Source organism: Rubrivirga marina, from assembly GCF_002283365.1.
GTDB lineage: Bacteria > Bacteroidota > Rhodothermia > Rhodothermales > Rubricoccaceae > Rubrivirga > Rubrivirga marina.
In genome coordinates this window covers 4,249,077-4,273,054 of the sequence record NZ_MQWD01000001.1, presented here as the reverse complement: position 1 = coordinate 4,273,054, position 23,978 = coordinate 4,249,077, and the positions used below count along the sequence as shown (strand labels likewise).

General features: G+C 73.9%; 24 protein-coding genes. 13 read left to right on the top strand and 11 right to left on the bottom strand.

Annotated elements, in window-relative coordinates; all coding sequences use genetic code 11:
* Positions 1-79 precede the first annotated feature (79 nt).
* Positions 80-898 carry a polyphosphate kinase 2 family protein gene (locus BSZ37_RS18310; RefSeq protein WP_095511940.1) on the top strand — a complete coding sequence of 273 codons (819 nt, stop codon included), beginning with the start codon at positions 80-82 and terminating at the stop codon, positions 896-898.
* A 73-nt stretch (positions 899-971) separates the two neighbouring features.
* On the opposite strand, the gene BSZ37_RS21640 is transcribed toward BSZ37_RS18310, so the two are convergent.
* Both BSZ37_RS21640 and BSZ37_RS18300 read right to left on the bottom strand, forming a co-directional pair.
* Complete coding sequence (locus tag BSZ37_RS21640; RefSeq protein ID WP_143537728.1) at positions 972-1,868, bottom strand: BadF/BadG/BcrA/BcrD ATPase family protein; 897 nt, start codon at positions 1,866-1,868, stop codon at positions 972-974.
* A complete protein-coding gene (locus tag BSZ37_RS18300) occupies positions 1,868-3,877 on the bottom strand; it encodes a penicillin acylase family protein (protein ID WP_095511939.1) in 2,010 nt (669 codons plus the stop codon). Before BSZ37_RS18300 ends, BSZ37_RS21640 begins: the two co-directional genes overlap by 1 nt.
* 188 nt (positions 3,878-4,065) lie before the next feature.
* On the opposite strand from BSZ37_RS18300, the gene dtd reads away from it, so the two are divergent.
* The 6 genes from dtd to floA all read left to right on the top strand — a co-directional run bounded on the left by dtd (position 4,066) and on the right by floA (position 11,941).
* Positions 4,066-4,518 (top strand): D-aminoacyl-tRNA deacylase, encoded by a 453-nt coding sequence (gene dtd, locus BSZ37_RS18295; protein WP_095511938.1) that lies wholly within the window; start codon positions 4,066-4,068, stop codon positions 4,516-4,518.
* Between the two features lie 89 nt (positions 4,519-4,607).
* Positions 4,608-6,257, top strand: coding sequence for an amidohydrolase (locus BSZ37_RS18290; RefSeq protein WP_095511937.1), 1,650 nt, complete (start codon positions 4,608-4,610; stop codon positions 6,255-6,257).
* A gap of 572 nt (positions 6,258-6,829) precedes the next feature.
* Positions 6,830-9,037, top strand: coding sequence for a winged helix-turn-helix domain-containing protein (locus BSZ37_RS18285; protein WP_179299750.1), 2,208 nt, complete (start codon positions 6,830-6,832; stop codon positions 9,035-9,037).
* 181 nt (positions 9,038-9,218) lie between these two features.
* Entirely contained in the window at positions 9,219-10,217 is a 999-nt protein-coding gene (moaA, locus tag BSZ37_RS18280) for a GTP 3',8-cyclase MoaA (RefSeq protein WP_095511935.1), read from the top strand.
* A 203-nt stretch (positions 10,218-10,420) separates the two neighbouring features.
* Complete coding sequence (gene moaC, locus BSZ37_RS18275) at positions 10,421-10,924, top strand: cyclic pyranopterin monophosphate synthase MoaC (RefSeq protein WP_095511934.1); 504 nt, start codon at positions 10,421-10,423, stop codon at positions 10,922-10,924.
* Between the two features lie 42 nt (positions 10,925-10,966).
* Entirely contained in the window at positions 10,967-11,941 is a 975-nt protein-coding gene (gene floA / locus BSZ37_RS18270; protein WP_095511933.1) for a flotillin-like protein FloA, read from the top strand.
* A gap of 83 nt (positions 11,942-12,024) precedes the next feature.
* On the opposite strand, the gene BSZ37_RS18265 is transcribed toward floA, so the two are convergent.
* Positions 12,025-12,744, bottom strand: a complete 720-nt coding sequence (locus BSZ37_RS18265) for a TorF family putative porin (RefSeq protein WP_095511932.1) — start codon at positions 12,742-12,744, stop codon at positions 12,025-12,027.
* A 108-nt stretch (positions 12,745-12,852) separates the two neighbouring features.
* Between BSZ37_RS18265 and BSZ37_RS18260 the strand changes: the two genes are divergently transcribed.
* A complete protein-coding gene (locus BSZ37_RS18260; RefSeq protein ID WP_095511931.1) occupies positions 12,853-13,419 on the top strand; it encodes a hypothetical protein in 567 nt (188 codons plus the stop codon).
* 7 nt (positions 13,420-13,426) lie between these two features.
* Here the strand turns inward: BSZ37_RS18260 and BSZ37_RS18255 are convergent, their stop codons facing one another.
* From BSZ37_RS18255 to BSZ37_RS18230, 6 genes are all read right to left on the bottom strand, one after another.
* Entirely contained in the window at positions 13,427-13,744 is a 318-nt protein-coding gene (locus tag BSZ37_RS18255; RefSeq protein WP_218830601.1) for a YbjQ family protein, read from the bottom strand.
* A 107-nt stretch (positions 13,745-13,851) separates the two neighbouring features.
* Entirely contained in the window at positions 13,852-14,562 is a 711-nt protein-coding gene (pepE, locus tag BSZ37_RS18250; protein WP_095511929.1) for a dipeptidase PepE, read from the bottom strand.
* A gap of 57 nt (positions 14,563-14,619) precedes the next feature.
* Positions 14,620-15,126 carry an acyl-CoA carboxylase biotin carboxyl carrier protein subunit gene (locus BSZ37_RS18245; RefSeq protein WP_095511928.1) on the bottom strand — a complete coding sequence of 169 codons (507 nt, stop codon included), beginning with the start codon at positions 15,124-15,126 and terminating at the stop codon, positions 14,620-14,622.
* A gap of 24 nt (positions 15,127-15,150) precedes the next feature.
* Positions 15,151-16,122, bottom strand: a complete 972-nt coding sequence (locus BSZ37_RS18240) for an NAD-dependent epimerase/dehydratase family protein (protein WP_095511927.1) — start codon at positions 16,120-16,122, stop codon at positions 15,151-15,153.
* Complete coding sequence (locus tag BSZ37_RS18235) at positions 16,119-16,904, bottom strand: biotin--[acetyl-CoA-carboxylase] ligase (RefSeq protein WP_095511926.1); 786 nt, start codon at positions 16,902-16,904, stop codon at positions 16,119-16,121. Before BSZ37_RS18235 ends, BSZ37_RS18240 begins: the two co-directional genes overlap by 4 nt.
* On the bottom strand, positions 16,868-17,569 hold the full coding sequence (locus BSZ37_RS18230; protein WP_095511925.1) for a hypothetical protein: 702 nt from the start codon (positions 17,567-17,569) through the stop codon (positions 16,868-16,870). Before BSZ37_RS18230 ends, BSZ37_RS18235 begins: the two co-directional genes overlap by 37 nt.
* 72 nt (positions 17,570-17,641) lie before the next feature.
* On the opposite strand from BSZ37_RS18230, the gene BSZ37_RS18225 reads away from it, so the two are divergent.
* The 5 genes from BSZ37_RS18225 (at position 17,642) to BSZ37_RS18205 (ending at position 21,856) form a co-directional block, all read left to right on the top strand.
* Positions 17,642-18,463 carry an inositol monophosphatase family protein gene (locus BSZ37_RS18225; RefSeq protein WP_095511924.1) on the top strand — a complete coding sequence of 274 codons (822 nt, stop codon included), beginning with the start codon at positions 17,642-17,644 and terminating at the stop codon, positions 18,461-18,463.
* Positions 18,464-18,528: 65 nt separating this feature from the next.
* Positions 18,529-18,903, top strand: coding sequence for a response regulator (locus tag BSZ37_RS18220; RefSeq protein WP_095511923.1), 375 nt, complete (start codon positions 18,529-18,531; stop codon positions 18,901-18,903).
* Positions 18,904-19,054: 151 nt separating this feature from the next.
* The gene (locus BSZ37_RS18215; RefSeq protein WP_095511922.1) at positions 19,055-19,897 is read left to right on the top strand and encodes an enoyl-ACP reductase FabI; all 843 of its coding nucleotides are present in this window, start codon (positions 19,055-19,057) and stop codon (positions 19,895-19,897) included.
* Between the two features lie 52 nt (positions 19,898-19,949).
* On the top strand, positions 19,950-20,327 hold the full coding sequence (locus tag BSZ37_RS18210) for a DoxX family protein (RefSeq protein WP_095511921.1): 378 nt from the start codon (positions 19,950-19,952) through the stop codon (positions 20,325-20,327).
* Positions 20,328-20,335: 8 nt separating this feature from the next.
* Positions 20,336-21,856, top strand: a complete 1,521-nt coding sequence (locus BSZ37_RS18205; RefSeq protein ID WP_179299749.1) for a M1 family metallopeptidase — start codon at positions 20,336-20,338, stop codon at positions 21,854-21,856.
* A 24-nt stretch (positions 21,857-21,880) separates the two neighbouring features.
* On the opposite strand, the gene BSZ37_RS18200 is transcribed toward BSZ37_RS18205, so the two are convergent.
* Together BSZ37_RS18200 and BSZ37_RS18195 are read right to left on the bottom strand one after the other, a co-directional pair.
* Positions 21,881-22,381 carry a hypothetical protein gene (locus BSZ37_RS18200; protein ID WP_095511919.1) on the bottom strand — a complete coding sequence of 167 codons (501 nt, stop codon included), beginning with the start codon at positions 22,379-22,381 and terminating at the stop codon, positions 21,881-21,883.
* Between the two features lie 114 nt (positions 22,382-22,495).
* Positions 22,496-23,929, bottom strand: a complete 1,434-nt coding sequence (locus tag BSZ37_RS18195; protein WP_095511918.1) for a hypothetical protein — start codon at positions 23,927-23,929, stop codon at positions 22,496-22,498.
* Positions 23,930-23,978: the final 49 nt, after the last annotated feature.

The window sequence follows — 23,978 nt, the reverse complement described above, 5'->3', positions numbered from 1 at the left end:
TGCGGGAATCTGGAGGGGGAATCGGCAGACCGCTGGTCCCAACCTCCGCCCGTGTCCAGTCCTCCAACCCCTCGGTTCCATGCCCCTCGACCTCGACCGCTACCGCATCGCGCCCGGCGTCCCCGTCCGCCTCGGGGAACGCGCCACCGACGACGACGGCGGGTTGACCGAAGACGAGGCCGAGGACCAGCTCGACGACAACATCGACCGGGCGCGCGACCTCCAGGAGGCGCTCTACGCCGAGCGCGAGCAGTCCGTCCTGTTCGTGTTTCAGGCCATGGACGCCGGGGGCAAGGACTCGACCACGGAGAGCGTGTTCGGGCCGATGAACCCGCAGGGCGTCCGCGTCGCGTCGTTCAAGGCGCCGACGGAGGAGGAGCTCCGGCACGACTTCCTGTGGCGCGTCCACAAGAAGGCGCCGGAGAAGGGGATGATCCGCGTGTTCAACCGGTCGCACTACGAGGACGTGCTGATCGTCCGCGTCCACGGGTGGGCCGAGGCCGACGTCATCGAGCGGCGCTACGAGCACATCCGCAATTTCGAGGCGCTCCTCGCCGACGCCGGGACCCGCGTGGTCAAGGTGATGCTGAACATCTCGAAGGACTACCAGCTCGAGCGCTTCCGCCGCCGCCTCCGCCGGCCCGACAAGCACTGGAAGTTCAACCCCGGCGACCTCGACGAGCGGAAGCTCTGGGACGACTACATGGACGCCTTCGAGGTCGCCATCGAGCAGACGTCGACCGAGGACGCGCCGTGGTACGTGGTCCCCGCCGAGACGCGCTGGTACCGCGACCTCGTCGTGAGCGAGATCCTCCTCGACACCCTGGAGTCCATCGACCCGCAGTACCCCGAGCCGGACTTCGACCCGGACGAGTACCCGCCCGACAGCATCTCGTGAGCGGCATCCTGTGGCCGGCGTAGGAGGGGAGGCCAGCGTAGGAGGCCCCGCCTCGGCGCCGAGGCGGGCGGGGTCAGCCGGCGAGCGCGCGGGCCATGGCGAGGGCGCCCTCGACGGGCTCGGCCTCGCAGCGCGAGACGTCCCAGCCCGGGAGGTGGCGGTCGAGCGCGGCCTCCAGCGCGGCCCGGTACACAGGCTCCCCCGACAGCCCGCCCGCGTAGGCTAGCCGCTGGCGGAGGCCGTCGCCGGTCCGCGTGGCGAGCCAGCCGGCCTGCTTGGCGAGGCCGTTGACCTCGGCATGGAGCGCGGCCTCGGCGGTCCAGTCGCCGGCCTCGACGGCGGCCAGCAGGAGCGGGCAGAACGAGGCGAGCGGTCGGCGCTCTGTGTAGACCGCGGCCATCACGTCGTCGGCCGTCGTCAGGTCGAACCGCTCCGCGGCGATCTCGGGGAGCGTCGAGGGGGGGCCGCCGTCGAGCGCGGCGAGGAGGACCCGGAGCGCGGCCCGGCCGAGTGCGGCCCCGCTCCCGTCGTCGCCCAGGACCGTGCCCCAGCCGCCGGCGCGGACCGTCTCGCCGTCCTCGGTCCGGGCGAACACGAGCGAGCCCGTCCCGACGAGCAGGAGCGCGCCGCTGCCGTCGCCCCAGGCGGCGTGGTAGGCGATGTCGGCGTCGTGCGTCACGGTGAATGGGGCGCCGTCCAGGTGCGGGGCGAGTGCGGAGGAGACGGCGCCGCGGACGGAGTCGCGGCCGGCGCCGGCGAGCCCGACGGCCACGCCTCCGAACGGGACGCCGCCGAGCTGCCCCTGCGCGTCGGAGAGGAGGGCGGCGACGACGGCCGCGGCCGCCTCGGGGCCGTCGCGGAGGGCCTGCGCGGCCGGGCCCTCCAGCCGGCACGAGCAGTCGCCGGCCATCGCAAGCGCGGCCGTCTTGGTCCCTCCGGCATCCACGCCCACGAACAACAGATCGGACACTACGATGGGGGGGCGAGGGTGAGCCACTCCGCCGGCATCGGGTCCGACGGGGCGAGGGTAATCACGGGACCGTCCGGGCCGGCGTCGAGGTCGACGCCGGAGGCCGCGAACGGACGGAAGGTGGGAGGTCGGAGCGTCATCGCGCCCGTCCGGAGGTCGGTCCGCACGGTCCACACGGCGCGGCCCGGACGGGCGTCGGGGAAGACGATGGAGGGGCCGGGTAGGAGGGAGGTCGGGTGCCCCCCGGGCGCGCCGTAGCCGTTGCGGAACCGCCGGGCCGCGGCCGAGCGCCGAGTCCCGAGGACGGGGAACTGGGGGCCGCCCTGGATCCGACCCCACCGCCAGTCGGTCGGGAGGGGGCCGTAGCGGTCGCGGAGCTCGGCGCGCGCGATGCGGAGGGTCGAGGGCAGCAGGGCGGCGTCGAGCGAGTCGGCGGGGTCGGGGAGATGCCCGGTAAAGTCGCGGTGGGCCTCGAGCCACCACTCGAACAGAGACGGGGCGATGCCGTCGGCGCGGTAGGCGCCGTCCCATCCGTTGAGGTAGGCGTACGGCGCCTGGAGCACGTCGTCGAGCGAGTCGCGGGCGCCGAGGCCAGCGATGAGGCCGCGGAGCCGATCCCGGGCCCACGCGCTCGTGACCTCTCGGTCGGCGGGCGTGATGGGCCGGAGTGTCGAGTCGGAGACGAGCGAGTCGGGCGGTGGGGGCGCCCCGCGCGGCGCCGCGGCGAGGACCTCCGCGGCGTACCGGGCGAGCGAGTCCTGCGCGACGAGCGTGGTCCCGTTGGCGGCGAACGCGAGCGGCGAGCCGAGGACCCGCACCTCGGCGCGCGTGGCGACGAGGCCAGCACCATCGAGGAGCGTGAACGAAGCCGGCACGCGGCCGGCGCGGAGCGCGCGGAACGCCCCGAGGTCGGTCCCGAGGCGGAAGCCCCTCCACCGGACGCGCCACCCGCGGCCGAGGCTGTCGGACGCCGCGGCTGCCGTCGTGTCGGGCCGCGCGCCGTCCCGGCCTGCGCGGAGGACGAGGCCAGTCGTGTCGCGGGCCACCTCGAGGAGCGTCTCGTCGCCGTCGCGCTCGACGATCCGGCTGTAGACGGGCGGCGGCTTCGGCCCGCCATAGGGCTCGAGGCGGAGGCCGGAGCCGAGGAGGACCCCCCAGCCGAGCCCGCCGCTCCACCCGCCCGGCGAGACGAGCGTGCCGGGGATCGTGAGGGCGAGCGTCTCGCGGTCGGGCGTTCTCAGAATGGCTGGGGCCAGGAGGCCGAGCGCGGAGTCGCCCCCGGAGACCTGCTGCACGAGCTGGCGGCCGGTGCCGGACGTGTCGGCGGCGAGCGTGTAGGCCCGGTCGTAGCCGCCGTCGGGCACGCCGAGGAAGGCGCGGAAGGCGGAGTCGGCCTCGACGAAGCGAGCGACGGCCGTGTCCGCGCGGGCGGCGCGGAGCCACGTCGAGTCGGCGGAGGGGGCGGGCGCTGCGAGGTAGGCGTGGAGGCGCTCGACGGCCAGCGCGTCCCACGGGGCCCACGCTTCGGGGACCACGTCGGCCACGATGAACGCGTCGCCCTGCGCCACGCCGGGCTGGGCGAAGGCGGCCGAGGCGCCGCGGGCGTAGGCGTCGAGGACGGCCCGGTCCGGCTCGGGGAGCGCGTCGTAGGTCCGCCGGGCGAGCCCGCCGAACCCGAGCGCGCGGGCGTGGAGGTCGAGCGCGCGGGCGTCGGCGCCGAACCATTCGGACAGCCGCCCCTGTGCGGCCTGGCGCCACAGCGCGGCGGCCCAGCCGTGGTCGGCGGCGTGCACGTAGCCGAGCCCGGCCGCGAGGGCGACCTCGTCCTCTCCCTCGATCCACACGCGCCCGCTGTCGCCCCACGCGATCGTGGCGGGCGCCGTCAGCCCCGCGACCTCGACGGTCCCGTCGTGTGGGGCCGTGGTCCCGTACGCCAACACGCCGACGGCCGCAGCGAGCGCCGCCGCCAGCACGAGGACGACGCCGAGGGTGAGGAGCAGACGGGCCAAGGCGAGAGGGGAGGGGGCTGGAAGCTAACCGAGGTCCGCTCCTACTCACACGTCGCGTCGGCGCTCCCGAGGGATGAGCAGGCGGGGCGAGGACGGACGGCTCGTCCGCCTCACTGGCGGCGGGTGAGGAACGCGGGCATCTTCCCGCTTCCCGCTTCCCGCTTCCCGCTTCCCGCTTCCCGCTTCTCATGATCGCCCTCGTCCAACGCGTCTCCTCCGCCTCCGTCCACGTCGACGGCGAGACCGTGGGGGAGGTCCGGCGCGGCCTCTTGGTCCTGCTCGGGGTGGTCGACGGCGACACCGAGGCGGAGAAAGACTGGCTGGCGGACAAGGTGGCGCGCCTCCGCATCTTCCCCGACGACGACGGCCGCATGAACCGGTCGCTCCAGGACGTCGGCGGCGGGGCCCTCGTCGTGAGCCAGTTCACGCTCGCGGGCGACGCGCGGAAGGGGACGCGTCCGAGCTACGCCCGTGCGGCCCGTCCGGAGGTCGCCGAGCCGCTGTACGAGGCGTTCGCCGCCGCCCTCGCCGAGCGGCTCGACGGGCCCGTGGCGACCGGCGTGTTCGGGGCCAAAATGGAGGTCGCGCTCGTCAACGACGGGCCCGTGACCCTGTGGATCGAGCGCGCGCCCGACGCGTGAGCCGGGGACTTCCTGTCGACTTCGGCCGCCTCGGGTGGCGCGCGGCGCCAGTCGGCGGCACCTTCCGTCCGTTCTTCCTCCCGACTCGAATGCTCCGATCGCTCTTCCTCGCCCTGCTCCTCGTGCCCGCGCTCGCCGCCCAGGACCGCTACGTCGCCGTCAACGCGCGGGTCTACACCGTCGACGAGACGACGCCGACGGCCGAGGCGTTCGCCGTCGAGGACGGCCGGTTCGTCGCCGTCGGCACCGAGGCCGACGTGACCGGGGCCCACGCCGACTGGCCCCGCCTCGACCTCGGCGGGCGGACCGTCGTCCCCGGCCTCATCGACGCGCACGCCCACCTCATGGGGCTGGGCGAGGCGCTCCTCCAGGCCGACCTTGTCGGGACCACCTCGACGGACGAGGTCGTCGAGCGCCTCGTCGCCTTCGCCGAGGACGTGCCCGAGGGCACGTGGATCATGGGCCGCGGGTGGGACCAGAACGACTGGGGCGGCGACGGCGCCTTCCCGACCCGCCAGGACCTCGACGCGGCGTTCCCCGACCGGCCCGTCTGGCTCGGCCGCGTCGACGGGCACGCCGGCTGGGCCAACACGGCCGCGCTCCGCGCTGCTGGCATCGACCCCGACGCGCCCGCGCCCGCGGCGCCCGAGGGCGGCGCCGTGATCCGCGACGACCAGGGCCGGCCGACCGGCGTGTTCGTCGACGCCGCGGAGGCGCTCGTGGCGAACGCCATTCCCGCGCCCGACGAGGCCTATTACGCCGAGGCGCTGGAGCGAGCGCTCGCCGCGACGGCCGAGGCCGGGCTGACCGGCGTCCACGAGGCCGGCGTGCCGCTGGCGGTCCTCCCGCTCTACCAGCGGTTCGCAGCCGAGGGCCGGTTCCCGATCCGGAACTACGCCATGATCACCCCGCCCGGCATCGCCCCGTTCTGCGACCGGAACCCCGACGGCATCGACGAGCCCCGCCTCGTGGTCCGCTCGGTCAAGGTCTACTCCGACGGCGCCCTCGGCAGCCGCGGCGCCGCGCTCCTCGCCGACTACGCTGACGACCCCGGCAACCGCGGCCTCCTGTTCCAGGACGACGACGCGCTCGAGGCGACGGTCCGCGCGGCCATGGTGTGCGGCCTCCAGGTCAACACGCACGCCATCGGCGACCGGGCCAACCGGCAGGTCCTCGACGCCTATGCCGCCGCCATCGACGCGACGGGCGGCGGGCCGGGCCGGCACCGCATCGAGCACGCCCAGATCCTCTCGCTCGACGACCTCGAGCGGTTCGTCGCGCTCGGCGTCATCGCCTCCGTCCAGCCCACGCACGCGACCAGCGACATGCCGTGGGCCGGGGACCGGCTCGGGGATGAGCGTCTGAAGGGCGCCTACGCCTGGCGCCGGCTGAGCGACAGCGGGGCGCGCCTCGCGCTCGGCAGCGACTTCCCCGTCGAGCGCGTCTCGCCGCTCCTCGGGTTCTACGCCGCCGTCACCCGTCAGGACGCCGACGGGATGCCGCTCGGCGGGTGGTTCGGCAACCAGGTCTTGACGCGCGCTGAGGCCCTCCGCGGGTTCACGCTCGACGCCGCCTACGCCGCCTTCATGGAGGACGAGGTCGGGAGCATCGAACCCGGCAAGCGGGCCGACTTCGTCGTGCTCTCGCAGGACCTCATGACGGTCCCTCCGGAGGAGATCCTCGATACAGACGTGGTGGCGACCTACCTCGACGGCGCGGCCGTCTACGAGGCCGACTGAGCCCGCCCGCCTCGGCGGCTCTCCTGAGCGAAGCCGCCTGCCCTGAGCGAAGTCGAAGGGAAGGGCCGAGGCGGGCGGACCCGACGACGGGCCCCCCACCCACAACGAGCCCCCGCCCCGACGACGTCACGGGGCGGGGGCTGGGGGGCCAGGGATCGGCCCGGACGGTCGCCCGATGGTGATGGGAGGCGACCTCGGCCGGTCGGGGTGGCTCACGAATCCCCTTCCGGCCGTAGTCAGGTGTGTTCGCCGCGAGGCCCGAGGGTGGTGGGTGGCCCCGTGGCGAACGACCCCAAGGTGCGGAGTCTGGGGCCGAAAACCTTGGGGACGGGCTGCGAGAGACGTGAGGGTTGTCTGAGGGATTCCCTCCAGACGGCTTGCTGGGGCCGCTTGGGAGCGTTTTGGGAGATCGTCCGTAGCGTATGCCGACCGCCAGCGCTATCGTGAAGGGGGCCCCCACCGACCCGGGCACCACGGAGCGCGCCGGGCCGTTTGGGGCACACGAGGCCGCCCTCCGCCCTCGATCGTCCGGGCTCTGGCGGCATCCCTGGCACCCTCTACGACGTCACCGCATGGAACCGGCACAGCCGGCCGACCAGCCAACCCTCACCGCCCCGTTCCGCGTGGGCGCCTGGATCGCGGAGCCGATGGCCAACCGGCTCACGCGAGGGGACGACGTGCGCCGTGTCGAGCCGAAGGTGATGGAGGTGCTCGCGGCGATGGCGGCCCGGCCCGGCGAGACCGTCACGAAGGACGAGTTCATGGCCGAGGTCTGGACCGGGACCGTCGTCACCGACGACGTGCTCGCGCGGTGCATCTCGGAACTGAGAAAGGCCCTCGGCGACAAGGCCCGGAACCCGAAGTACGTCGAGACGCTCCGCAAGCGAGGCTACGCGCTCATCGCGCCCGTCGAGCACGACGTAGACCTCGACCTCGCGGCCTCGCCCACGATGCCGACCGGCGACGGGGCCGTCCCGTTTATCGTCGGTCGGGACGAGCCCATCACCGGCCTCGACGTCCGCCGCCCGGTCCTCCCGCAGCGGACGCGGCCTGTGGCCCTCGTGTGGGGGCTGATCGCGGCCGCCGTGACGCTCGTGGGGGCGTACGTCGCCTACCGCGCGGGCGTGGCCGGCGTCCGGCCCCTTGCGGCCGTGCCGGTCACCAGCACGCCCGGCGACGAGCGCGACCCGGCCCTCTCGCCTGACGGTGAGCGCGTGGCCTTCGCGTGGGACGGCGGAACGAACGTCCCAGGCGAGGGCCCCCAGTTCGACATCTACGTCCAGCCGACGGCTGGCGGCGCGCCGACGCGCCTGACGATGCAGCCGGCCGACGAACTCAGCCCGGCCTGGAGTCCCGACGGCGAGCGCGTGGCGTTCGTCCGCTGCGGGATCGGCGGCGACTGCGGCGTGCACGTGGTCGACGCGGGCGGCGGGGCGGAGGAGACGCTCGTGGCGTCCGGCGACCTCGCCATCACGGACCTCGTGTGGAGCCCTGACGGATCGCGTCTCGCCTTCTCGGGCCGCCGTGGCCGGCAGGGCGCCTTCAGCCTCCACCTCCTGCCGCTCGACGGCTCGCCGCCGCAGCGTCTCACGTCGCCGGCCTCGACGTACCCCGGCGACCTCAACCCGGCGTTCTCGCCCGACGGCCAACAGCTCGCGTTCGTCCGGACGGAGCTCGACGGGCGGCAAGACGTGGCGGTCGTGACGGTCAGCGGCGGGCGTGTGCGGCGGCTGGCGCGCGAGCAGAAGGGCGTGACGGGGCTCGACTGGACGCCCGACGGGAGTGAGGTCGTCTACGCGGCCAACCGGGAGGGCGCGGCCGGGCTGTGGCGTGTCGGGTTGGCCGGCGGCGACCCGCGCTGGGTGGCCCTCGGCGCCGACGGCGGCGAGATCGCTGGCCCCTCGGTCGGGCGCCGCGGCGGCGTTGCCTTCGCGCGCCAGCAGGTCCGGTCGCAGGTCGTGTCGGTCGGGGTGGGCGTCGAGGCGGAGGGGCTCGTGCCCTCGACCCGCGACGACCGACAGCCGACCGTCTCGCCCGACGGCCAGCGCGTCGCGTTCGTCTCGACGCGCTCGGGGAGCCACGAGGTCTGGGTCACCGGCCCCGACGGGTCGGGCGCGAACAAGCTCACGGCGTTCGACGGCGTCCGCGTGAGTGGCCCGCGGTGGGGCCCGGACGGCCGCCGGCTGGCGGTCTCGGCCCGCCCCGAGGGCAACGCCGACGTGTTCGTGGTCCTGCCGAACGGCGAGGTCCGCCCGCTCACCGACGATCCGGCCGACGACGTGGCCCCGGCGTGGTCGCGGGACGGGAACTGGGTCTACTTCGCGTCGAACCGCGGCGAGCGCTGGCAGATCTACCGCGTGCCGTCGGCCGGCGGCGACGCCGAGCCGGTGACGGTCCACGGCGGCGTGGCGGCGGCCGAGGCGCCCGACGGCGGGCTCCTCGTGCTCCGGCCCGACCAACGCGGCCTCTGGCGCCTGCCCGTCGTCGACGGCGAGGTCCGCGACGTGCGCGCCCAGCGGATCAACGTGAACCTCTCGCCGGCCGACTGGGCCAACTGGACCGTCGTGGGCGACGAGGTCTACGTGCTTCTCCGCGACTACGAGCGGCGGGGCTCCGTGGCCCGCGTCGACCTCCGAACCGGCCGCGCCGAGCGGCTGGCGGCCGTCGCCGACGTGCCCGAGGACTCCGGCCTCGGCGTCTTCCCCGGCGGCCGGCGGTTCTTGCTCTCCCGCCTCGACCGCGCGGACAGCGACATCGTCTGGGTCGAGGACTTCGAGTAGCCCGCGCCGCGTTCAGGGCATTCGTCAGCCCGGCGGCGGTTATCCTGACGGGCCCCGCCGCCGCCATGCAAGACGCCCCCCTCGAGTTCGGATCGACCCCCTGGTTCGTGGTGATGCTCCTGGCCGGCATCGCGGTCGGCGTCGTGATCGCCATCGCGCGGACGATCTTCCGCAAGGACGAATGAGCCCCCTCACCGACTCGTTCGGCCGCCGGCACACGACGCTCCGGCTCGGGCTCACGGAGCGGTGCAACCTCCGCTGCGTCTACTGCATGCCGGCCGAGGGCGTCCCGCTCACGCCGACCCGGCAGATGCTCTCGACCGACGAGATCGAGCGCCTCGCCCGCGTGCTCGCCGAGGTGGGAGTAGACAAGATCCGGTTGACCGGCGGCGAGCCGCTCGTGCGGAAGGACGCCGTCGAGGTGGCGGAGCGGCTTGGGCGCCTCGGCCTCCGCTCGCTCGCGCTCACGACGAACGGTCTGCTCCTCGAAGACCGCCTCCCGGACCTCCGTGCCGCGGGCCTCACCGACCTCACGCTCTCGCTCGACACCCTCCGCGCCGACCGGTTCGAGGCCGTCACGCGCCGGCCGGGCCTCGATCGCGTGCTCTCGGCGCTCGACGCCGCGCTCCGCCTCGGCTATCGGATCGACGGCCCCCGCTCGCTGAAGGTCAACGTCGTCGCCCTCCGCGGCGTCAACGAGGACGAGGCGGTGGACTTCGCGGACTGGGCGGCGCGGGAGCCGATCGAGGTCCGCTTTATCGAGGTCATGCCGTTCGACGGGAACGGCTGGGACCGGTCGGAGCTGGTGCCCTACGCCGAGACCCGGGCGCGCATCGAGGACGTCCACGGTCCGCTCGACGCGCTCGATGACGGGCCGCACTCCACGGCTCGGACGTTCTCGCGCCCCGGCTGGCGCGGCCGCGTCGGGTTCGTGGCGAGCATGACGGTTCCGTTCTGCGCCGGCTGCAACCGCCTCCGCGTCACGGCCGATGGGGCGCTGAAGGTGTGCCTGTTCGGGGCCCGTGAGGTCAGCCTCCGCGACGCGATGCGGGGCGGCGCGACGGACGCCGACCTCCTCGAGCTCGTTCGCCGGTCGCTGGCCGGCAAGGCCCGCGCTCATGCCGGCATGGACGTCCTCGCCGCCACGGAGAACCGGCCGATGATCACCATCGGCGGCTGACGCCGGGTGGCCTCGCCTCGGCGCCGAGGCGAGGAGAGGCGAGCCGGTCGGCGAGCGCCATCGGAGGGGGCAGGTGACGTCGCGTGTCCGGTCGGCGGCCGGGGTCAAGCCGCAACGCCGTCCCCCTGGAACTCGGCCCTCGAAAACGCCCGAATCCGTTCGCCGCGCCCAGGTATCTTCGAGGGCGTTCCCCCGCCGCTTCCATGACCGAGACCCCTACCCTCAGCCACGTCGACGACCAGGGCCAAGCCCGGATGGTCGACGTCAGCCAGAAGACCTCGACGGCACGGACGGCGGTCGCGGCGGGCCGCGTGATCGTCGGGGCCGAGGCGCTCCGGCTCATCCGCGAGAACGAGATCCGCAAGGGCGACGTGCTCACGGTCTCGAACGTGGCCGGCGTCCTCGGCGCCAAACAGACGAGCCGGCTCCTCCCACTCTGCCACGACGTCAACCTTCAGAACGTCGAGATCGAGTTCTCGCTCGACGACGAGGCCGGGGCGGTTGACGTCCGCGCGATCACGAAGACGGAGGGCCCGACGGGCGTCGAGATGGAGGCCCTCACGGCCGTGTCCATCGCCGCGCTGACGATCTACGACATGTGCAAGTCGGTCACGAAGGAGATCGAGATCACGGGCGTCCGGCTCCTCGCCAAGACCGGCGGGCGGAGCGGCGACTACCGCCGGCCCGCCGGGCCGCGCAACAACTAGACCCTCGGCGGGCGTACCGGCCGCCGCGTACCTATGAGACCTATGGAAGACCTCCTCGGCGTCGGCAGCCTCATCGTCATCCTCGGCGCGGTCCTGTTCGGGATCGTGATCCTGTACTTCGTCCCGGTCCGGCTGTGGATCACGGCCATCTTCTCGGGCGTGAAGCTGAGCCTGTTCCGCGACCTCGTCGGGATGCGGCTGCGGAACGTGCCGCCGGCGGCCATCGTCCGGCCGCTCATCACGGCGCACAAGGCGGGGATCCCGGTCGAGCCGCCGCTCCTCGAGGCCCACTACCTCGCCGGCGGCCACGTCCAGCAGGTCGTCAACGCGCTGATCTCGGCCGACAAGGCGAACATCGACCTCTCGTTCGAGCGGGCGACGGCCATCGACCTCGCCGGCCGCGACGTGTTCGAGGCCGTCCAGGTGTCGGTCAACCCGAAGGTCATCGAGACGCCGCCGATCTCGGCCATCGCAAAGGACGGGATCCAGGTCCGCGCCATCGCGCGGGTGACCGTCCGGGCCAACATCGAGCGGCTGGTCGGCGGCGCGGGCGAGGAGACGATCATCGCCCGCGTCGGCGAGGGCATCGTGAGCACGATTGGCTCGTCCGACACGCACGCGATGGTGCTGGAAAACCCGGACAACATCTCCAAGACGGTCCTCTCGAAGGGCCTCGACAACGGGACGGCCTTCGACATCCTCTCGATCGACATCGCCGACGTCGACGTCGGCGAGAACATCGGGGCCAAGCTCCAGACCGACCAGGCCGAGGCCGACCTCCGCGTCGCCCGGGCCAAGGCCGAGGAGCGCCGCGCGGCGGCCGTCGCCTCCGAGCAGGAGCAGCGGGCCAACCTCGTCGCGGCCGAGGCCGAGATCCCGAAGGCCATGGCCGAGGCGTTCCGCCAGGGCAACCTCGGGATCATGGACTACTACAACCTCCGCAACATCGAGGCCGACACCGAGATGCGGACGGCCATCGGCGGCGGGCCGGGCGGCGGGACCCAGCAGCAGAGCTGAGCCGCGCCGACTCCGGGGCCGAACTCGATCGCGCCCGGCCGGCGCGGACCGCCGGCCGGGCGCGACGCGTCGCCCTGAGTCCGCTACAGGCTCACGCCGAAGACGAGGAAGCTCCGCTCCGAGTCCGGGTTGACGATCAACGCGGCCGAGACGGGCAGGGAGAACGCGTCCGTCAGCGGGATGTCCTTGGTGGCGCCGAGCGACAGGTTGATGAGCGCGGCGTCGTCGGTCGTCCCGTAGAACGGGCTGCCGGTCGTCCCCTCCGGCGGGTCGAGGGCGAATACGGCCCCGGCCGCCGCGCCCCACTCGAGGCCGCCGAGCTCGAAGCCCGTGCCCAGCTCGACGTAGGTCGGGAAGTCCGAGGCGTTGTAGAACGCCGTCGCCACGAGCAGGCTCAGCGGGACGCTCTCGGGCGCGAGCTGGACGAAGGCCTCGAGCGTGTGGGCCCCAGCGTAGTCGCCGTCGAAGTTGAAGAAGTCCGAGCTCTCGGCGCCGTTCAGGATCGGGTAGTAGTAGTCCGTGATGCCGAACGAGGCCGGGCCGGCCGAGGCGCTGACGTAGAAGTCCTGCTCCGCGAACGCGGGCCCGTCGCCGAAGCTGCTGATCGAGTACGACGCCCACGTCCCGACCTCGACGTTGTCAAACGTGACGGCGAGGGTCGGCTGGATGTTGATCTGGTCGCCGTAGTCGATGCCACGCCAGACGTAGCGGCTGACGATGTCGGCGCCGAGCGAGACGCCAGGCTGGGCGAGAGCCGTGGGCGCGGCGAGGAACAGCGCGAGCGCGAGGAGCGAGCGGGGCATGAGCGGAGGGGTAGGTGGGTGGAACCCCCTATTTATTTTTGCGACGTGGCCGTTGGCAACACCAAGTCCAAACTGAAAAGCGCTTCCGCCTAAAAAATCTAGTCTGCCATGACCTCTGGCCTCTCCCTTTCCGCGCGGGTAACGGCGTTCGCCGCCGCCGCCGCGCTGTCCACGACCCAGGATGTCGTCCGCTCGGTCCTCCCCGTGTTGACCGACCAGGCCGACCCCGAACTCGTCGCGGAGGAGACCCTCGCCCTCGTCGCGACGGTCACGGCGCGGGCCGCCGAGGTCGGCCTCCGCGGGCACCCCGACGTGCTGGCCGCCGTGGGGCCGGCGCTCGCCGAACTCCCGTTCCTCTACCACGACTTCCTCCTGGGCGCGGCCGTCGTCGCGACGGGGGCCGAGGGCGAGGTCGAGCCCGACCAGAGCGTCTACGCCCGCCTCGACCGGAAGGCGGCGTTCTACGCCGTGCACCTCGCGCCCGGCCGGTTCCCGGGTCCGTCGCTCCTCCGCGAGAAGCTGCCGCTGTGGATGGGCCGCGTCTCGCCGCCCAAGCTCCCGACGTCGCCCGACGCGCGCCTCGCCGAGACCGGCCTCGTCGACGTGGTCGCCGCGCACGCGCGGCTGGTGACGGCGTTCGCGCAGAAAGCCGCCACAGAGGCCGAAGCCGGATAGAGGCGGGTCAGTCCTCGAGCCGGACCGCCGTGCCGTACGCTAGCATCTCGGCCATGCCCTGGCCGACCTGGCTCGTCGTGAACCGGACGTTGATGACGGCGTCGGCGCCCAGGCCGAGGGCGTCCTCCTTCATCCGGTCGAGAGCCTCATCGCGGGCGTCCCGAAGCATCTCGGTGTAGCCGCGGATCTCGCCGCCGACGACCGACTTCAGCCCGGCCATGAGGTCCCGCCCGACGTGTTTGGCCCGGACGGTGTTGCCGTAGACGACGTCGAGGTGCTCGAGGATGGTCTGGCCGGGGATGTGGTCGGCGGACGTGATCGGGATGAGGGGGGCGGGCATCGGTCGAGGGGAGGGGCGCGAGGTCCGGGGTTCAACGGAGACGCCTCGCCGGAGATGCGGCCGCCTCGGCGCCGCGCCCGAGGCCGGCGGACCTAGCGGACGAACAGAGCCTCGGCCTCGCCCGGCGCGGCCTCCCGGCCCTCCGGCGACTGCGGGTCGAACACGCGCGCGGCGCCCTCTCCGAGCAGCCCCGCCCGCCCGTCGGCGACGCGGACGGCCGTGCCCTCGGGCAGACCGACGACCGGCGACTCGGGGTTCGCGGCGACGAACTCGGCGAGCCGCTGGGCGCGCGTCTCGCCCTGGTGCCCCGGGGGGTGCGCGTCGGTGTAGTGGGGGTTGATCTGGACCGGGACGAGCCCGAGCGCGTCGAGCGACGGCGGCTCGACGATGGGCATGTCGTTCGTCGTGCGGACGCTCGGGCACGCGAGGTTCGAGCCGGCGCTCCACCCGACGTACGGCGCGCCGTCGGCCACCCGCTGGCGGATCGCGTCGAGGAGCCCGTGGCGGTACGCCTCGCGGAGGAGGTGGAACGTGTTGCCCCCACCGACGAACACGGCGTCAGCCCCGGCCACGACGCCAGCAGGATCGGCCGAGGCGTGGACGCCGACGATCTCCAGGCGCAGCCCGTCGAGCGCTTCGCGGACGCGGGCGACGTAGTCGTCGTACGCGAACGTCACGGCGGCGTACGGGACGAACGCCACGCGCCGCGCGTCCCCGACGGCCTCGGCGATCCAGTCGCGGGCGTGGGCCAGGTAAGGCCGGCCCGGCGAGGTCGAGTTGCTGAGGAGGAGGAGCGTGGACATGCGAGCGCGGGAGGGGGCGAGGGACGAACTCGCTCATCCGACGGGAGGTCCGCGTGCCTAGACGTCGATCTCGACCAGCAGCTCGTTCTTGGCCACGGCGTCGCTCGCGGTGACGTGGACGGCGGCGACGGTGCCGGCGGCGGGGGCCGTCAGCTCGTTCTCCATCTTCATGGCCTCGAGGACCACGAGCCCCTGGCCCGCCTCGACCTCGGCGCCGGGCTCGACGAGCACGCGGAGGACGAGGCCCGGCATCGGCGCGCGGACCTCGCGGTCGGCGGCCGTGTCGCCGGCGTCGAGGCCGAACCGCTCCAGCAGGAGGTCGGCGTCGGTGCGGGTCTCGACCTCGACGGGCGCGCCATCGACCCAGACGCGCGTGGTGCCCCCGTCGCGCTCGACGGTGACGACGCGCGGGCGGCCGTCGGCGACGAGGAGGACGGTCTCGGCGTCGCCGGTCGCGCCGAGGCGGGTGAGGCGGGCGTCGAGCGGTTCGCCGTCGGCGGTCAGGGCGCCGTCGGCGCGGTCGAGCGAGAGTGACGTCTCGCCGGTGCGGAGGTGGAGGGCCATGCCGGAAGATACCGGGCCGCCGCGCTAGCCGAGGGCGTCGGCGATGCGCCGGGCGGTCTCGTCGAACGGGCGGTACGTCAGGCCGAGGTCGCGACGGGCCTTCGACCCATCGTAGCGGTGCGCCGCGGCGGCCGTCCGAGCGGTCTCGCGGGTGAGGCCGGGTTCCGCGCCCGTGAGCGCCGCGCTCACCTCGGCGAGCGCGCCGGCCGTTCTCAGAAGCCACGCCGGCGCGGTCCGACGCGGCGGCGCGGCCCCGGCCGCCTCGGCGAGGGTCTGGAGGAGGTCGGCCCACAGCCGGTTCTCCGCGGCGAGGACGTAGCGGGCGCCCGTCTCGCCGTGGGCGCACGCGAGGCGGAGGCCGGCCGCCACGTCCTCCACGTCGACGACGGCCGTGCCGCCCGGTGGCGCGAGCGGGACGCGCCCCGCGGCGACGCGCTCCGCGAGGGCGAACGTCCCCTCACCCGGTCGGCCCGGCCCGAAGATGAGGGCCGGGTTGACGAGGACGGCGTCGAGCCCCTCGGCCACGCCGCGCAGCACTTCGAACTCGGCGTCGCGCTTGCTGACGGCGTACGCCGTGTTCGCCTTCGATGGCGTCCACACGGCCGTCTCGTCGATGACGCCGCCGGCCCGCTCCGGCCGCCCGAGGGCGGCGATGCTCGACGTGTGGACGAGCCGCTCGACGCCCTCCGCCAACGCCGCGTTCACGACGTGCGCCGTCCCCCGCACGTTGACGTCGCGGAGCCGCTGCCGCGCCCCGCGCCCGAAGGCGACGACCGCCGCCACGTGGTAGACCGTCCGGACGCCGTCCATCGCCCGATACACCGAATCGGCGTCGGTCACGTCGCCGATGGCGTGCTCGACTCGGCCGGCGGCCTCCCCGAGGTGGGCGAGGTCAGAGGTCGCGCGGCGGAGGATCCGCACGGGCGCGCCCTCCGCCAGCACCTGGCGGACGAGGGCGGAGCCGACGAAGCCCGTGGCGCCGGTGACGAGGATCACGGAGCTGCCAGCGTCACTTCGCCCGCGTAGACGTCCCGCTCGCCGCCGGGCGTCAGGAGGCGGAGCGCGCCAGTGGGGGCGAGGCCGAGGACGCGGCCGGCGACGACCAGCGCACCGCTCCCGGGGTCGCGCACTTCGATGGCGTCGCCGACCCGTTCGAGTCGAGCCTCGACAGCGCTGACGAGCGCGGCCGGGTCCGCCTCGGCGAGGGCGAGGAGGCCCGCGAGCCGGTCGAGGATCGGGCGGAGCGGGGCGAGCCGGGGGACGGGCTGGCCGGTCTCCAGGCGGAGCGAGGTCGCGGTCTGGTCGAGAGGCGGAGGGAAGGCGTCCTGCCCCACGTTCAGCCCGACGCCGAGGAGCACGCAGGCCTGGCCGCGCGACCACGTCGTCTCGGCGAGGACGCCCGCCAGCTTCCGCCCCCCGACGCGGACGTCGTTCGGCCACTTGAGGCGGGCGTCGGCGCCGAACGCGTCGACGGCCTCGGCGACGGCGAGCCCGGCCGCGAGCGGGACGAGGCCGACGCGGTCGGCGGCGAGGTCCGGGCGGAGGACGACGGTGACGAGGAGGCTCTGCCCGGGCGGCGCCTCCCACGCGCGGCCATGACGCCCACGCCCGCCGTGCTGGTGCTCGGCCACGACGACGGCGCCGTGCGGCGCGCCCTCGGCCGCCCACGCCGCGGCCTCGTCCATCGTCGAGCCGGCCGACGCGAGGTGCCGGATCGGCGTGCCGAGCGTCGCCGCGGCCGTCACGTCCCGGAGGCGCCGCGCGGCCGGATCGTCCACTCGGTGCGGACGCGGCTCGGAGGGGAGAGCGGGACGTCGGTCGCGGCGTCCGTCACGACGCGGCGCGGGACCCAGCCGCCGGCGTGGGGGGCGAGGTCGACGCGGACGCGGCTCCGCTCGGTGTAGATCGCGGCGTCGGCCCGCCGCTCGACCTCGATGGCGCCCACGCGACCGCCCTCGGTCACGGCCGCCCACACGCGCCGCACGCCCTGTTCGGCCGTCGTATCGGTGAGGACGGCCTCCACCAAGCGGAAGCTGACGCCGCCGATCGTCGTGTCGCCGACGGCCGCCAGCCGGTACGCCTCGCGCGCGACGGGGTCGACGTACGGCGGGTCGTCCGAGAGCGCCGAGGCGATGGGGTCACGGAGGCGTGGGGCCTCGTCCTCCTGCGGCGTGCCGGCGAGGACGCGAGTCCCGTTGGAGCCGTAGGCGATCGCGACCGTCTCGCGGTCGAGGGGCTGCCCCCCAGCGCCGAGGGTCGTCACCGTCAGGTCGGCTTCGTAGCCGTCGGCGTCGAGGTCGGCGAAGGCGTCGGCGACGGCCGAGGCGTCGACCGCGTCGAGCAGGCGCAGGGCCTCGGGGTCGGCGGGTGGCGGGGCCGGGTCGGGGTCGGCGCAGCCGACGGCGGCGAGCGCGAGGAGGGCGAGGGCGGGGAGCGAACGCACGGGCACGAGGATACGCGCGGTCAGAACCCGCCCCCCGGCGTACGGTTGCACTCGACCCTCCCCGGACGCCCCATGCCCTTCGACCCCGAGCGCCGCGCCGCCGAGGCCGCCGCCCGCGCCGCCGCCGCCTTCATCCGTCCTCATGCGGGTGGATTGTCCGCGGACGACCTCCGCGCCAAGGGCGTCCACGACCTCGTCTCGTTCGTCGACGAGGGCGCGCAGCGGATCGTCCTCGACGCGCTCTGCGAGGCGTTCCCCGACGACACACTCGTGGGCGAGGAGGGAGAGGACGAAGGCGTCGACCTCGACCGCGGCCGGGTCTGGATCGTCGACCCGCTCGACGGGACGACCAACTTCGCCCACGGCGTCCCGCCCTACGCCGTGTCGATCGGCCTCCGCGTCGACGGCGTCGGCGAGGTCGGCGTCGTGCTCGACGTGGCCTCCGGCGAGCTGTTCTCAGCGGTCCGCGGCGCCGGCCTCACCCTCGACGGCGCTCGCGCCTCGGTGTCCGACACGGCCCGCCTCGACGACGCGCTCGTCGCCACCGGCTTCCCGTTCCGCGACTACCGCTGGATGGACGGCTACCTCGAGACCGCCGAGGCGCTCATGCGCTCAACGCGCGGGCTCCGCCGCCACGGCGCCGCCGCGGTCGACCTCGCGTGGACGGCGGCCGGGCGGTTCGACGGGTTCTTCGAGGCCGGCCTCGCGCCGTGGGACGTGGCCGCCGGCGTCGTGCTGGTCGAGGCCGCCGGCGGGACGGTCACCGGCCTCTGGGACGGCGCCGACCCCGTGACGACGGGCGGCCTCGTCGCCGCTGCGCCCGGCGTGTTCGACGCGCTCCGGGATGCGGCGGCGCCGCTCGGTGACGCGTTTCGGCGAGCGGTGGGGACCTAACTGGCGCCGAGGGCTTCAGGTCGAGGGATCCACGGCGATACCTCAAAGACCACCACCCTGGCCCCATGTCCGCCCCCCGACCGACCATCCTCATCGCCGACGACTACCCCGAAAACTGCCAGCTGTTCGAGATCTACCTCCGCAAGGGGTACGACGTCGTGACGGCCCAGTCCGCCGAGGAGGCCGCCCGGCGGCTGGCCGGCGGCGGCGTCGACGTGGCCCTCCTCGACTTGAACTACCAGGGCGGGATGACCGGGATCGAGCTCGTCCAGCAGATCCGCGCCGACCCGCGCCTGAGCACACTCCCGACGCTCGCGCTCACGGCCCACGCCTCGCCGGAGGACCGCCGCCGCTGCCTCGAGGCCGGCTTCGACGCCTACCTCTCGAAGCCCGTCATGAAGGCCGACATGCTGGCGGCCGTCGAGAAGCTCCTGGCGTAGCGTCGCCTGCGGTAGCACGGAGGCCGGATCGTCCGAGCCGACTCCCTCCGCCTCGGCGCCGAGGCGGACGAGGTCGGAGCGGCGAGGGCGCCGGCGGCAGGCGCCGCCGGGCCGGCCGTAGCTTGGGGGCCCCCTCCCGACTCCCCTTCCGATGGCCGACTCGAATGGTCTCCTCGCCGGCAAGACCGGCGTCATCTCCGGCGCGCTCGACCCCGACTCCATCGCCTGGGCGCTCGCCGAGGCCGCCCACCGCGAGGGCGCCCGGTTCGTGCTCACGAACGCGCCCGTCGCCCGCCGCTTCGGCCGCCTCGACGAGCTCGCCGAAGCCACCGGCGGCAGCCCCGTCGTCTACGCCGACGCCACGGCCGACGACGAGCTCGAAGACCTGTTCGCTCAGGCGACCGACGCGCTCGGCGGGCCGCTCGACTTCGTCGTCCACTCGATCGGGATGGGGATGAACGTCCGCAAGGGGCGGGCCTACGAGGAGCTCAAGTACGAGTGGTACCAGAAGTCGCTCGACATCTCGGCCATCTCGCTCCACAGGATGGTCCGCGCCGCGCTCGCCAAGGACGCGCTCGCCGACGGCGGGTCGGTCCTCGCGATGAGCTACATCGGCGCGCAGCGGGTCTTTTCGGAGTACTCCGAGATGGGCGACGCGAAGGCGCTCTTGGAGAGCATCGTCCGGAGCTTCGGTTACCGGCTCGGCCGGCGCGGCATCCGGATCAACGCGGTCTCCCAGAGCCCGACCAAGACGACGGCCGGTGGCGGCATCCAGGGCTTCGACGCCATGTTCGACTTCGCCGAGAAGGTGGCCCCGCTCGGCAACGCCGACCAGGCGTCCTGCGCCGACTACTGCGTGACGCTCCTCAGCGACTACACGCGGATGGTCACGATGCAGACGCTCTACCACGACGGCGGCTTCTCGGCGATGGGCATCTCCGACGCGCTCATCGAGGGGATGTACGGCGACGTGCTCGGCGGCGACGACGCGTGACCCGTTCCGCCTCGGCGACTCGCCCGACCGGTCCGCCGAGGCGGGCGCACCCGTGACCGCGCGCGGCGTCTCGCTCGTCCTGCTGGCCGTCGCCTTCGTGGGGGGCGGCGTGCTCCACTTCGTGAAGCCGCGGCTGTTCGAGGCCATCGTCCCGCCGTCGCTGCCGAGCCCGCGCACGCTCGTCCTGGTGTCGGGCGCGGCCGAGATCCTGGGCGGCGCCGGCCTGTTGATCCCGGCGCTTCGGCCGTGGGCGGGGTGGGGGCTGGTGGCCCTCCTGGTCGCCGTCTTCCCGGCGAACCTCTACATGGCGCGGGAGTCCGAGCGCTTCCGCCGTCTCGCGCCCCGCTGGGTGCTTCTGCTGCGGCTGCCGCTGCAAGCCGTCCTCATCGCCTGGGTCCTGTGGGCCGCCGACTCGCTCTCGCTGTTCTAGTCCCGCTGGTGGTCGCCGTCGGCGGGTGCGGCGAGAGCGCCGTGGACGACGGCGTCGAGGCGCCGCGCCCCCAGCCCGGCGTCGACGTCTGGCACGTCCGGGCGGACATCACCCTCGACCCCGCGACGCGCCAGCTCGACGCGACGGCGGCGCTCGACGTGGTCCACCCCGACACGCTCGGACGCCTCGTGTTCGGCCTCGAGGACGCGCTCGAGGTGGTCACGGTACGCGTCGACGGCGAGACCGTCCTGTTCTGGCGCGAGGGCGACGCCCTCGACGTCCCGCTCGCGGGGGCCGACGACTCGTCCCGCGTCGAGGTCGCCTACCGCGGCGTCCCGGAGGCCGGGCTCTACGCCGACGCGTTCGCGGGGCAGACGGTCGTCTACACCGACGGCTGGCCCGACCGGACGGCCGGCTGGCTCCCAGCGGTCCACCACCCGTCGGACCCCGCGACGCTCGACCTCACGCTCGACGTGCCCGAGGCGGCCGAGGTCGTCGCCTCCGGCCGCGCCGTCGGCGACTCGCTCGCGAATGGCCGGCGCCGCGCCCGGTTCGTCCTCGACGAGCCCGCGCCGCCGTACACGTGGGCCTTCGCCATCGGCGACTTCACGGTGACGGAGCAGGACGGGCCGGTCCCGATCCGCCACGCGCTCCTCGCCGCCGACGCCCACCTCGCGTCTCGGCTCGGGCGGACGCCTGAGATCCTGGAGACGCTCGCCGATTTCCTCGGGCGCTACCCGTACGAGACCTACGCGACGGTCCAGGTGCCGATGGCCTACGCCGGCATGGAGAACGCCGCCGCGCCGTTCCTCCGGGCGGAGCTGTACGGCGCGACCGCCGAGGGCCGGAATCCGATCGAGGAGGTCAACGTCCACGAGATCGTCCACCAGTGGTGGGGCAACGCCGTCGTCCCGGACGACTGGCGGGACCTGTGGCTGAGCGAGGGGGCTGCGACGTACTTCACGACGGAGGTCTACGCCCGCCTCGACGGCCCGACCGCCGGCCGGCGCTTCCGCACGCTGATGTCGCGCGAGATCTCGGCCCGCGACGCCGCCCGCCCCCTCGTACCCCAGTCCTACGACGACCCCGGCGACGTCCTCTCGGCGACGGTCTACCAGAAGGGCGGCGCCGTCTTCCACCTGATCCGCCTCACGATCGGCGACACGGCATTCTTCGAGGCGATCCGCCAGATCCAGCGCGACTACGCGGACCGGCCGCTCTCGACGGACGAGTTCCGCGCGGCGCTCGAGGCCGAGGCCGACCGCGACCTCGGCCCGCTCTTCGAACGCTGGGTGTATGGCGAGGGCGTCCCGACCCTCCGCACACGCTGGGACGAATCCACGCGGACGCTCTCGTGGTCCGTGGAGGGCGATGGCGGCACGCTCGCCGGCGTCCCGTTCGAGCTCTACGTCCGCCAGGGCGACCAGTCGTGGTTCGTCCCCGCCACCGACGGCGTGTTCTCCCCGCCCGGCGACGCGCGCCCGGCCGTCGAGCCCGTCGGCGTGCTGCTCACGGTCGAGCGCGACTAGGCCCGCCTCGGCGCCAAGGCGGGGCTACTCCGAGCAGCGGGCGACCGGCCCGCGGCACCGAGCGGTCTCGTACACGACCCGGTCCGAGCGGATGGCACCGACGAGGGCGCCGATCTCGGCCCCGCCCGCGGCGCCGAAGGCCGCGCCCTGGAGCGGGCTGAACGTGAGGAACCCCTCTCCGTCCAGGGCGCCGAGGTACGTGTCGAGGAGGCCCACCACAGCGACGCCGATGCCGATCCCTTGGAGGGCACCGTGCCCGTCGCGCCGGAAGGCGACCGCCCGGACCTCCGCGGTCGGCGCCGAGCGGGCCTCGCCCGTTTTCTTGTCGATCCACGTCGTCACGTCGGGCGCGACGTGGAGCGAGCGGACCTGCCGGCCCCGCTGGCCGTCCAGGTGGAGGACCGGGTGCCCGCGTTCGGCCCGCGCGTTGACCTCCGCCCGCGTCGCCGCCGACGAGAGGTCGGCGGGGCGGGTGTGCGTGCAGCCGGCGAGGCCGAAGGCGAGGAGCAGAACGGCGAGGCGCATGGGTCCGCGGAGCGTGCGGACCGACAGTAGCGACGGGCCCGAGCCCGCGACTGATCCGTTCAGACTACCGCACCTCAGTACCTCCACCTCGGCGCCGAGGCGGGGAGAGCCGGGCTACTGCGGCGCCCCGGTCGCGCCGTAGATGATGGCTGGCTGGACGCCGAAGGCCTTCGCTTCCTCATTCTGCGGCAGCGGCACCGCGCGGATGTCGAACATCATCTGGGGCGCGAAGTTGGCGATGGCGACCGTCCCGCCGTCCGTGTTCGCGCCGAACAGCCGGCGGACGTCGTTCATCAGCGTCGGCTGGGCCGAGACGCTCGCCCCGTCGACCGACTGGAGCGGGGCCATCACGATCGGGACCTGCGGGTCGAAGGCCACGTTGCCCGACACCTCGCCGTCGACATCGTCCTCCACGTCGTAGAGGTCGAGGATGCGGTACACGGCGCCGGTCCCGAACTTGCCGGCGAACACGGCGGCCTCGGCGGCGCCCTCGCCCCACAGCACGCCGTTGAGGAAGAACAGATTCTCCCGGAGCGTGAAGTCCGCCAGCCGGTCCTGCGGCCAGTCGACCTGGAAGGCCCCGCCGGCGTTGTAGGCGAACAGGTTCCGCTCGAAGACGGTCTCCTGGAAGCTCTCCGACGTGTGGAGCTCGACGGCCGAGACGTTCGACGAGGTCGGGTCCGGGTTGTAGGGGAAGTTGGCTAGGAACGAGTTGTTCCGGACCACGAGCCGCCCGTACGGCGCTCCGATCCGCCGGCCGTAGGTCTGCGTCTCGAACGCGAGGAGGTTGTTGAGGAAGAAGTTGTTCTGCACGATGACCTCGCCGGAGACGCCCCGCGGCGGCGTCATCCCGAGGCGGACCGTCCCGCTCGCGCCGTTGAGGAAGATGTTGTCGGCGATGACGACGCGCTCGGCCTCCATCTGCGCCCACGACATGAGCGGGTAGTTCCGCGACTCGCCCTTGACGAGGCTGTTCGTCCGCGCGTCGTACTTGTTCGACGGCGCGGCGTCGAGGATCAGCCCGCTGATGACGAGCTCCTTGAGCGTCGTCCGGCTGGCGATCTGGAAGATGGCGCCGTCGCGGCCCCGGATCGTCGGGACGCTCACCGCAAAGGCGAACGGCTGGCGACCCGAGAAGTCGTCGTTGAAGCCGGCGAGCAGCTTGAGCGTGCCCTCCGGGTTGTCGATCCTCGGCACGCGTTGGATGCCACCGCCGAACTCGCCGTCGTACTCGCCCCCGGCGACGCCGACCGTGACGGTCCGGCTGCCGCCCTCATTGAGGATCTCGGCGGCCTTTTGGAGGCCCCGCCAGAGCTTGCGCTCGGCGAAGATGGTGGAGCCGTTCTCGCGGCTCTCGGCGAACGCGTACGCGGGCGTGCCCCGCTGGGCGACGAGGATGATGACGTCGGCCTGCGAAGCGCCGTTCGATGGGCTATCGTCTGACGCGGAGGAGACGGGGCGGGCTGTGGGGTCGAGGACCACGTTCAGGGCGTCGGCGGCGGAGCAGCCGGTGGCGGCGAACGCGATCGCGAGGAGGACGAGGCGCATGGGGCTGAGAGGGTGTCCTCGCTCCCTCCGCGAGGTCCCCCGCCTCGGG

Bases quoted from the DNA above. Each gene is read 5' to 3' on its own strand.
- floA (WP_095511933.1), top strand. From the start codon at position 10,967: ATGGAAGACCTCCTCGGCGTCGGCAGCCTCATCGTCATCCTCGGCGCG.
- BSZ37_RS18260 (WP_095511931.1), top strand. From the start codon at position 12,853: ATGACCTCTGGCCTCTCCCTTTCCGCGCGGGTAACGGCGTTCGCCGCC.
- BSZ37_RS18200 (WP_095511919.1), bottom strand. From the start codon at position 22,381: ATGCGCCTCGCCGTTCTGCTCCTCGCCTTCGGCCTCGCCGGCTGCACG.
- BSZ37_RS18310 (WP_095511940.1), top strand. From the start codon at position 80: ATGCCCCTCGACCTCGACCGCTACCGCATCGCGCCCGGCGTCCCCGTC.
- BSZ37_RS18195 (WP_095511918.1), bottom strand. From the start codon at position 23,929: ATGCGCCTCGTCCTCCTCGCGATCGCGTTCGCCGCCACCGGCTGCTCC.
- moaA (WP_095511935.1), top strand. From the start codon at position 9,219: ATGAGCCCCCTCACCGACTCGTTCGGCCGCCGGCACACGACGCTCCGG.
- BSZ37_RS18285 (WP_179299750.1), top strand. From the start codon at position 6,830: ATGGAACCGGCACAGCCGGCCGACCAGCCAACCCTCACCGCCCCGTTC.
- dtd (WP_095511938.1), top strand. From the start codon at position 4,066: ATGATCGCCCTCGTCCAACGCGTCTCCTCCGCCTCCGTCCACGTCGAC.
- BSZ37_RS18220 (WP_095511923.1), top strand. From the start codon at position 18,529: ATGTCCGCCCCCCGACCGACCATCCTCATCGCCGACGACTACCCCGAA.
- BSZ37_RS18215 (WP_095511922.1), top strand. From the start codon at position 19,055: ATGGCCGACTCGAATGGTCTCCTCGCCGGCAAGACCGGCGTCATCTCC.
- moaC (WP_095511934.1), top strand. From the start codon at position 10,421: ATGACCGAGACCCCTACCCTCAGCCACGTCGACGACCAGGGCCAAGCC.
- BSZ37_RS18290 (WP_095511937.1), top strand. From the start codon at position 4,608: ATGCTCCGATCGCTCTTCCTCGCCCTGCTCCTCGTGCCCGCGCTCGCC.
- BSZ37_RS18225 (WP_095511924.1), top strand. From the start codon at position 17,642: ATGCCCTTCGACCCCGAGCGCCGCGCCGCCGAGGCCGCCGCCCGCGCC.
- BSZ37_RS18245 (WP_095511928.1), bottom strand. From the start codon at position 15,126: ATGGCCCTCCACCTCCGCACCGGCGAGACGTCACTCTCGCTCGACCGC.
- BSZ37_RS18265 (WP_095511932.1), bottom strand. From the start codon at position 12,744: ATGCCCCGCTCGCTCCTCGCGCTCGCGCTGTTCCTCGCCGCGCCCACG.
- pepE (WP_095511929.1), bottom strand. From the start codon at position 14,562: ATGTCCACGCTCCTCCTCCTCAGCAACTCGACCTCGCCGGGCCGGCCT.